This window comes from Streptomyces sp. UH6, from assembly GCF_013421635.1.
Classification (GTDB): domain Bacteria; phylum Actinomycetota; class Actinomycetes; order Streptomycetales; family Streptomycetaceae; genus Streptomyces; species Streptomyces abyssomicinicus.
This window is the reverse complement of record NZ_JACADT010000163.1, coordinates 1-8,451: the sequence shown is the minus strand read 5'-3', so window position 1 is coordinate 8,451 and position 8,451 is coordinate 1. Positions and strand designations below refer to the sequence as shown.

General features: G+C 71.0%; 6 protein-coding genes. 2 read left to right on the top strand and 4 right to left on the bottom strand.

The window, feature by feature from the left end; genetic code table 11:
- Position 1 precedes the first annotated feature (1 nt).
- From yjfF to HW445_RS11360, 4 genes are all read right to left on the bottom strand, one after another.
- Positions 2 to 1,027, bottom strand: coding sequence for a galactofuranose ABC transporter, permease protein YjfF (yjfF, locus tag HW445_RS11375; RefSeq protein WP_180220905.1), 1,026 nt, complete (start codon positions 1,025 to 1,027; stop codon positions 2 to 4).
- A complete protein-coding gene (locus HW445_RS11370) occupies positions 1,024 to 2,130 on the bottom strand; it encodes an ABC transporter permease (RefSeq protein WP_180220904.1) in 1,107 nt (368 codons plus the stop codon). The genes yjfF and HW445_RS11370 overlap by 4 nt, the downstream gene beginning before the upstream one ends.
- Positions 2,127 to 3,728: a sugar ABC transporter ATP-binding protein gene (locus HW445_RS11365; RefSeq protein WP_180220903.1), complete on the bottom strand. Its 1,602-nt coding sequence runs from the start codon at positions 3,726 to 3,728 to the stop codon at positions 2,127 to 2,129. Before HW445_RS11365 ends, HW445_RS11370 begins: the two co-directional genes overlap by 4 nt.
- Positions 3,729 to 3,813: 85 nt before the next feature.
- The gene (locus HW445_RS11360) at positions 3,814 to 4,809 is read right to left on the bottom strand and encodes an ABC transporter substrate-binding protein (RefSeq protein WP_180220902.1); all 996 of its coding nucleotides are present in this window, start codon (positions 4,807 to 4,809) and stop codon (positions 3,814 to 3,816) included.
- A gap of 335 nt (positions 4,810 to 5,144) precedes the next feature.
- Between HW445_RS11360 and araB the strand changes: the two genes are divergently transcribed.
- Both araB and araA read left to right on the top strand, forming a co-directional pair.
- Positions 5,145 to 6,848: a ribulokinase gene (gene araB / locus HW445_RS11355; RefSeq protein ID WP_180220901.1), complete on the top strand. Its 1,704-nt coding sequence runs from the start codon at positions 5,145 to 5,147 to the stop codon at positions 6,846 to 6,848.
- Between the two features lie 86 nt (positions 6,849 to 6,934).
- A complete protein-coding gene (gene araA / locus HW445_RS11350) occupies positions 6,935 to 8,446 on the top strand; it encodes an L-arabinose isomerase (protein WP_180220900.1) in 1,512 nt (503 codons plus the stop codon).
- The last annotated feature ends 5 nt before the right edge of the window (positions 8,447 to 8,451 follow it).

Genomic DNA, 8,451 nt, shown 5'->3' with positions numbered 1-8,451 from the left:
GTCAGTCGGTCTCGGCCCGGCGCCCCGTCATCAGCCGCTGGAGCACGATGAAGACCAGCAGCAGGCCGCCGATGACGATCCGGGTCCACCAGGAGCTCAGCGTGCCCTGGAAGTTGATCACCGTCTGGATCATGCCGAGGACGAGGACGCCGAGGGCGGTGCCCAGGACGAAACCGGAACCGCCGGTCAGCAGGGTGCCGCCGATGACGGTCGCGGCGATGGCGTCCAGTTCCATGCCCATGGCGTGCAGGGCGTAGCCCGAGAGCATGTAGAAGGTCATCAGGACGCCGCCCAGCGCGGAGCACAGACCGCTGATGGCGTAGACCGCCACCTTGGTCGACCCCACCGGCAGGCCCATCAGCCGGGCCGAGGTCTCGTTGCCGCCCAGCGCGTAGACGCCCCGGCCGAAGCGGGTGTGGTGCAGCACGACGAAGGCGATCAGGAGCACGACCAGGGCGATGATGACGGAGACGGAGACGAAGAGCCCGCCGGATCCGTACAGCCGGGCCTGGGCGATGCTCACCGTGGTCGGGTCGTCGATGGTGATGGACTCGGTGCTGATGGTGTAGCAGAGGCCACGGGCGAGGAACATGCCGGCCAGGGTGACGATGAAGGGCTGGATCTCGAAGGTGTGGATGATCCACCCCATCAGCGCGCCCCCGCTCGCCCCGATCGCCAGGACCAGCGGGATCACCGCGCCCAGCGACCACCCGTGGTGCTCGACCAGCGAGGCGGTGATCATGGTGGAGAGCGCGACCATGGAACCGACCGACAGGTCGATGCCTCCGGTGAGGATCACGAACGTCGCGCCGACGGCGACCACCAGCAGGAACGCGTTGTCGATCAGCAGGTTGAGGACCACCTGCGTGGAGAAGAAACCGTCGTAGCGCAGCGATCCGACGGTGAACATGGCCACCAGCAGGACGGCGGTGACGATCAGCGGGATCCGGGTCCCGGCCCTCCGGGACCCGCCGCGGGAGAGCGGACGGGTGAGTCGTGCGGCGGTGTTGGCGATGCCGGTGCTCATGCGCGGGCCTCCTGCTGCCGGCCGGCCGCGCCCGCCGTGGTGTCGGATCGGGGGTGCCCGGCCTTGCGGCGCCTCGGCATCCTGGCCCGGAAGGCCGGGGACTGCACCAGGCAGACGGCGATGACCACGAACGCCTTGAAGACGAGGGTGGTCTCGGGCGGCACGCCGAGGGTGTAGACGGTGGTGGAAAGGGTCTGGATGATCATCGCGCCGAGGACCGTGCCGCCGAGCGAGAACCGGCCGCCGGTGAGGGCGGTGCCGCCGATGACGACGGCGAGGATGGCGTCGAGCTCGATCCACAGTCCGGCGTTGTTGCCGTCGGCGGCGTTGACGTTGGAACTGATCATCAGGCCGGCGACGGCCGCGCAGAGCGCGCTGAAGACGTAGACCAGGGTCAGCAGTCCGGCGGCGCGGATGCCGGCCAGGCGGCCGGCCGCGGGGTTGCCGCCGACGGACTCGATCAGCAGGCCGAGCGCGCTGCGCCGGGTGACGAGCGCGGTGAGGGCGACGAGCGCGGCGGCGAGCAGGACGGCGAAGGGGAACGTGAGCCAGTGGCCGCCGCCGATCATGTGGTACTTGTCGCTGGTCACCGTGATGATCTGCCCGTCGGTGATCAGCTGTGCCACGCCGCGGCCCGCGACCATCAGGATCAGGGTGGCGACGATGGGCTGCACGCCCAGCCGGGCCACCAGCAGGCCGTTGCAGAGACCGAGGACGACGGCGACGCCCAGGGCCACCGCGACGGCGGTCAGGACGGTGCCGGCCCCGTCGGGGTCGGACGAGGTGGCGATGTGTTCGCAGGCGAGTGCGCCCGCGATGGCGACGGTGGAGCCCACCGAGAGGTCGATCCCCCGGGTGGCGATCACCATGGTCATGCCGAGGGCGACCAGGGTGAGGGGCGCGCCGTACTGGAGGATGTCGATGAGACTTCCGTACAGGTGCCCGTCGCGGACGCGGATGGCGAAGAAGTCGTGGGTGAAGGCGAGGTTGCCGAGCAGCAGGGCGATCAGCACGAGCGAGGGCCACAGCAGCCGGTGTCCGGCGAGCCTCTTCAGCATCGGGCCGCGTGCCGTCCCGGCGGGCCGGTCGAGCCGGTTGGTCATGAGTCCGCTCCGGTGGCGATGGTGGCCAGAATGCGGTCGGGGGTGACGCCGTCGTCGTTGACGAGGGTGGCCACCATCCGGTGGTCGCGCAGGACGGCGACGCGGTGGCTGAGGCGGAGGACCTCCTCGAGTTCCGCGGAGATGAACAGCACGGCGGTTCCGTCGGCGGCGAGGCGGGCGACCAGTTTCTGGATCTCCGCCTTGGCGCCGACGTCGATGCCCCGGGTGGGTTCGTCGAGGATGAGCAGTCTCGGTTCGGTCAGCAGCCAGCGCGCGAGGAGGACCTTCTGCTGGTTCCCGCCGCTGAGGTTGCGCAGTTGGGCCTCGGGGTCGGCGGGGCGGATGTCGAGGGCCTCGATCCAGCGCCGGGTGAGCGCATCCTGCTTGGTGCGGGACAGGGGACGGGTCCAGCCCCGTGCCGCCTGGAGGGCGAGGATGATGTTCTCGCGGATCGTCAGCTCGCCGAAGACTCCCTCGGCCTTGCGGTTCTCCGAGCAGAAGGCGATCTTGCGGGCGATGGCATGACGCGGGGTCCGCAGCGCGACCGTCCTGCCTTCGACGGTCACCCGGCCGGAGTCGGCGGTGTCGGCGCCGAACAGGAGCCGGGCGGCCTCGGTGCGTCCGGAGCCGAGCAGTCCGGCCAGACCGATGACCTCTCCCGCGTGGATGTCGAGGTCGTAGGGCTCGACGGATCCGGCGCGTCCCAGGTCCCGCGCGGTGAGGAAGGCTTCGCCGGCCACGCGCTCGGCGGCTTCCTCCTGGGCCTTCTCGGAGAGTTCGTCGAGGGTGGCGAGTTCGCCGCCGATCATCCGCTGCACCAGGGTGACCGGGGTGAGTTCGCCGATGGGGTACTCACCCTCGAGGCGGCCGTTGCGCAGGATGGTGACGCGGTCGCAGAGTTCGAAGACCTGGTCGAGGAAGTGGGTGACGAACAGGATGGCCACTCCGCGGTCGCGCAGGCGGCGCACCAGGGTGAAGAGCTGGGCGACCTCCTCGCGGTCGAGGCTGGAGGTGGGTTCGTCGAGCACCAGCACCTTGGCGGACAGGTCCACCGCCCGCACGATGGCGACCAGTTGCTGCACGGCGAGGGAGTGCGAGCCGAGCGGGGTGGAGACGTCGAGGTCGAGGTCGAGTTCGGTGAGGAGCTCGGCGGCGCGCCGCCTGACCGCGGACCAGTGGACCAGGCCGAACCGCCGGGGTTCGCGTCCGATGAGGATGTTCTCGGCCACCGAGATGTTGGGGCAGAGGTTGACCTCCTGGTAGACGGTGCTGATGCCCGCCTGCTGCGCCTGGAGAGGATCGGCGAACGACCGGGGCACGCCGTCGACGAGCAGGGTCCCGTCGTCGGCCGGGTGGACACCGGTGAGCACCTTGATCAGGGTGGACTTGCCGGCGCCGTTCTCGCCCATCAGGGCGTGCACCTCGCCGGGATAGAGCCGCAGGGCGACCTGGTCGAGGGCGAGCACGCCCGGGAACTGCTTGCGGATGCCGGTGGCCTCCAGGACGGGCTGCCGCGTGGCGGTGTCCGGTCCGGCGTCTGCGGCTGTGCCTGCCGGGGCCGTGCCTGCCGGGTCTGCCGGGGTGGACGGGGTTGTCATCCGCCCTCCTCTCACTCGTGTGACGGGTGCGCCGGAGGAGGAGGCGTTGCCGCCTGCCTCCTCCTCCGGCACGGGTCCGCGCTCGTCAGTACTGGCGGGTGGGCAGGGCCTCGGCGGCCTGGTCCTGGGTGAAGACGCCTTCCTCGGTCTCGACCCGGGGCGGCACGCTCTGACCGTCGGCGACCTTCTTGGTGAGGTCCATCAGCTGGTCCCCGAGGAGCGGGTTGCACTCGACCACGACGTTGATCTTGCCTTCGGTCATCGCGACGAAGGCGTCCTTGATGCCGTCGACGGAGATGATCTTTATGTCCTCGCCGGGCTTCTTGCCGGCCTCCTCGATGGCCTGGATGGCGCCGAGGGCCATGTCGTCGTTGTGCGCGTAGAGGACGTCGATGTCCTTGTGGGACTTCAGGAAGGCCTGCATGACCTCCTTGCCCTTGGCGCGGGTGAAGTCGCCGGTCTGGGAGGCGACGATCTTGAACTTGTCGTCCTTCTCGACGATCTCGGCGAAGCCGGCCTTGCGGTCGTTGGCCGGCGCGGAGCCGGTGGTGCCCTGGAGCTCGACGATGTTGACCGTGTCCTTCTCGTCCGCGTACTCCTTCGCCAGCCATTCGCCGGCCGACCTGCCCTCCTTCACGAAGTCCGAGCCGAGGAAGGTCTTGTACAGCGAGGTGTCCTTGCTGTCGACGGCGCGGTCGGTGAGGATCACCGGGATTCCGGCGTCCTTCGCCTCCTTGAGCACCGTGTCCCAGCCGGACTCCACCACCGGGGAGAACGCGATGACGTCGACCTTCTGCTGGATGAAGGTGCGGATGGCCTTGATCTGGTTCTCCTGCTTCTGCTGGGCGTCGGAGAACTTGAGGGTGATCCCGGCCTTCTTCGCGGCGTCCTGGACGGACTTGGTGTTGGCGGTGCGCCAGCCACTCTCCGCGCCGACCTGCGCGAACCCAAGGGTGATCTTGCCGTCGGAGTCGCCCCCGCCGGGCTTTGCCGAGTCGGGCGCCTCGGTGGAACAGGCCGTCAGCGCCGAGGTGGCGAGGAGGAGGACCGTGCTGAGGGCGAGAACGGCTTTGCGGGCCATGGCGAGTGTCCTTTCGAGGTGCACGGAGGTGCCGTCGATGCGACCGAACACCGGCCGCGCGGAGAGCGGCCCTCTCATCGGAGGGCGCGCCGTCGCATTGTGAGCGCTAACAAGTCAGGTTCTCAATCCCCTTGCGGGAGTTATCTTTCCGTGACTGACCGCCCTGCGCAGAAGCGTGCGTGCATGTCGGCTTCGCGCGGGCGCACGGCGATCAATCCCGCGCACGCCTCTTGCGTTGGGTGATTGTGAGCGCTAACACTGCGGTTGTCCCGTCACGTCCCGTCGAGCCGAACAGAGCCCCTCCGCCGCCGAACGGCCACCCGAAAGGCACCTCCGTGACCCCTGCCCCTCCTTCCGCGCCTTCTTCCGTCGGGGACTTCCCCGACGGCGCCGAGCGCTACACCGTCGGCGTCGATTTCGGCACCCTGTCGGGGCGCGCCGTGGTGGTGCGCGTCCGTGACGGGGAGGAGCTGGCCTCCGCCGTGCACGAGTACCGGCACGGTGTGATCGAGGAGCGCCTGCCCGGCACGGACGCCCCGCTGCCTCCGGACTGGGCCCTGCAGCACCCCGAGGACTGGCGGGACGTGCTGCGCACCGCGGTCCCCGAGGCGGTGGCCGCGGCGGGCGTGGATCCCGGCGCGGTCATCGGCATCGCCACCGACTTCACCGCCTGCACGGTGCTGCCCACGTCGGCCGACGGGACCCCGCTGTCCCGTACGCCGCTGGCCGGACGGCCGCACGCCTGGCCCAAGTTGTGGAAGCACCACGCCGCCCAGCCGCAGGCCGACCGGATCAACGCGCTGGCGCACGAGCGGGGCGAGAAGTGGATCGGCCGGTACGGCGGGAAGATCTCCGCCGAGTGGCAGTTCGCCAAGGCCCTCCAGGTCCTGGAGGAGGATCCCGAGGTGTACGAGGCGTGTGCCCGCTGGATCGAGGCGGCGGACTGGATCGTCTGGCAGCTCACCGGCGAGGAGTCCCGCAACACCTGCACCGCCGGCTACAAGGGCATCCACCAGGACGGCGGCTACCCCGGCGAGGAGTACCTGGCCGCGCTGAACCCCCGCTTCGCCGACTTCGCGCGGACCCGGCTGGAGTTCCCGCTGTCACCGCTGGGCTCGCGTGCCGGATCACTCACCGAGGAGGCCGCCGCCTGGACGGGGCTGCGGCCCGGCATCGCGGTGGCGGCCGGCAACGTCGACGCCCACGTCACCGCGGCGGCGGCCCAGACCGTCGAGGACGGGCGGCTGCTGGCCATCATGGGCACCTCGACCTGTCACATCGTCAACTCCCCCGTCCTGGCCGAGGTCCCGGGGATCTGCGGCGTCGTCAACGGCGGGGTCGTGGAGGGCGCCTACGGCTACGAGGCGGGCCAGAGCGCGGTGGGCGACATCTTCGCCTGGGTCCTGCGCCAGGGCGTGCCGCGGGAGTACTACGAGGAGGCGGACGCCCGCGGCGAGGACCTGCACGCCCTGCTGACCCGCAAGGCCGCCGCGCAGCCGGTCGGCGCCCACGGCCTGGTGGCGCTGGACTGGCTGAACGGCAACCGGTCCGTCCTGGTCGACCACCATCTCTCCGGCGTCCTCGTGGGCCTCACCCTCGCCACCCGCCCGGAGGACGTGTACCGGGCGATGCTGGAGGCCACCGCCTTCGGTACCCGTGTCATCGTCGAGACGCTGGAGAACGGCGGTGTCCCGGTGCGCGAGTTCGTGGTGGCCGGCGGTCTGGCCAGGAACGAGCTGCTGATGCGGATCTACGCCGACGTGCTGCGCCGCCCGGTCTCCCTCGCCGCCTCCCTCCAGGGTCCGGCGCTGGGCTCGGCCATCCACGCCGCGGTGGCGGCCGGCGCGCATCCCGACGTACGGACGGCGACGGCCGCGATGGGCCGCGTCCGCCGCGACGTCTTCCTCCCCGACGACCGGCGGGCCGATGCCTACGACGCGCTGTTCGCCGAGTACCGGCTGCTGCACGACCGGTTCGCCGACGGCGACCAGTTGCACCGCCTGCGCAGGCTGCGCGACACGGCTCTCGCCACGGACTGACCCGCCCGCCGCCCTCCCCCACCAGGCCCACCACGACCACTGCCGGCACGACCACCGCCGGACCACGACGCCACCCAGGAGCCCTTGTGCCGAGCCCTCATTCCTCCGTCCGCGAGATCTGGTTCCTCACCGGCAGCCAAGGGCTGTACGGCGAGGAGACCCTGAAGCAGGTCGCCGAGCAGTCGCAGCGGATCGCCGCCGCACTGGACGACGCCGACGGGCTGCCCGCCCGTGTCGTCTGGAAGCCGGTGCTGACCGACGCCGCCTCCATACGGAGGGCGTGTCTGGAGGCGGGCGGCGACGACCGGTGCGTCGGGCTGATCGCCTGGATGCACACCTTCTCCCCGGCGAAGATGTGGATCGCCGGCCTGGACGCCCTGCGCAAGCCGCTGCTGCACCTGCACACCCAGTCGAACGTGGCCCTCCCCTGGGACACGATCGACATGGACTTCATGAACCTCAACCAGGCCGCCCACGGGGACCGCGAGTTCGCGCACGTCCAGGGCCGGGTCGGGGTGCCGCGCAAGACCGTGGCCGGGCACGTCGACGATCCGGTGACGGTCGCGCGGGTGGCCGTCTGGGCGCGCGCGGCGATCGCCCGCGCGGAACTCGCCACGCTCAAGGTCGCCCGCTTCGGCGACAACATGCGCGACGTGGCGGTGACCGAGGGGGACAAGGTCGAGGCGCAGCTGCGTCTCGGCGTCTCGGTCAACACCTACGGCGTGAACGACCTGGTGGAGGTGGTGGACCGGGCGGAGGAGCAGGCGGTCTCGGCTCTGGTCGAGGAGTACCAGGAGGCCTATCGGGTGACGCCCGAGCTGCGCGCGGGAGGCGAGCGGCACGACTCGCTGCGGTACGCGGCGCGGATCGAGGCGGGGCTGCGGCAGTTCCTGACGGAGGGCGGCTTCGGGGCGTTCACCACCAACTTCGAGGACCTCGGGGGCCTCCGGCAGCTGCCGGGCATCGCCGTGCAGCGGCTGATGGCGGACGGGTACGGCTTCGGCGGGGAGGGCGACTGGAAGACGGCCGTCCTGCTGCGGGCGCTCAAGAGCGCCGCGGCCGGGCTGCCGGGCGGCACCTCCTTCATGGAGGACTACACCTACGACCTGACGCCGGGCAGCGAACTCATCCTGGGCGCCCACATGCTGGAGGTGTGCCCGACGGTCGCCGCCGCGACCCCGGCCTGCGAGATCCACCCGCTCGGCATCGGCGGCCGGGAGGACCCCGTGCGCCTGGTGTTCGACGCGGCCCCCGGTCCGGCCGTCGTGGTCGGCCTGGCGGACCTCGGCGACCGGTTCCGTCTGGTGGCCAACGACATCGAGGTGGTGGCGCCGCCGCACCCGCTGCCCGCGCTGCCGGTGGCGCGGGCCGTCTGGCGTCCCGCGCCCGATCTGCGGACGTCCACGGAGTCCTGGCTGACGGCGGGCGGACCGCACCACACCGTCCTGACCACGGCCCTCACCTCCGAGCACCTGGACGACCTGGCGGAGATGCTGAAGGTGGAACTCGTCCTCATCGACGCCTCGACCACCACCCGGCAGTTCCGGCGCGAGCTGCGCTGGAACCAGGCCTACCACCGGCTGGCGCTCGGCCTGTAGACCGC

What these genes read in the sequence shown, in the direction of transcription:
- yjfF (WP_180220905.1), bottom strand. Translation starts at nt 1,027, where the DNA reads ATGAGCACCGGCATCGCCAACACCGCCGCACGACTCACCCGTCCGCTC.
- HW445_RS11370 (WP_180220904.1), bottom strand. Translation starts at nt 2,130, where the DNA reads ATGACCAACCGGCTCGACCGGCCCGCCGGGACGGCACGCGGCCCGATG.
- HW445_RS11365 (WP_180220903.1), bottom strand. Translation starts at nt 3,728, where the DNA reads ATGACAACCCCGTCCACCCCGGCAGACCCGGCAGGCACGGCCCCGGCA.
- HW445_RS11360 (WP_180220902.1), bottom strand. Translation starts at nt 4,809, where the DNA reads ATGGCCCGCAAAGCCGTTCTCGCCCTCAGCACGGTCCTCCTCCTCGCC.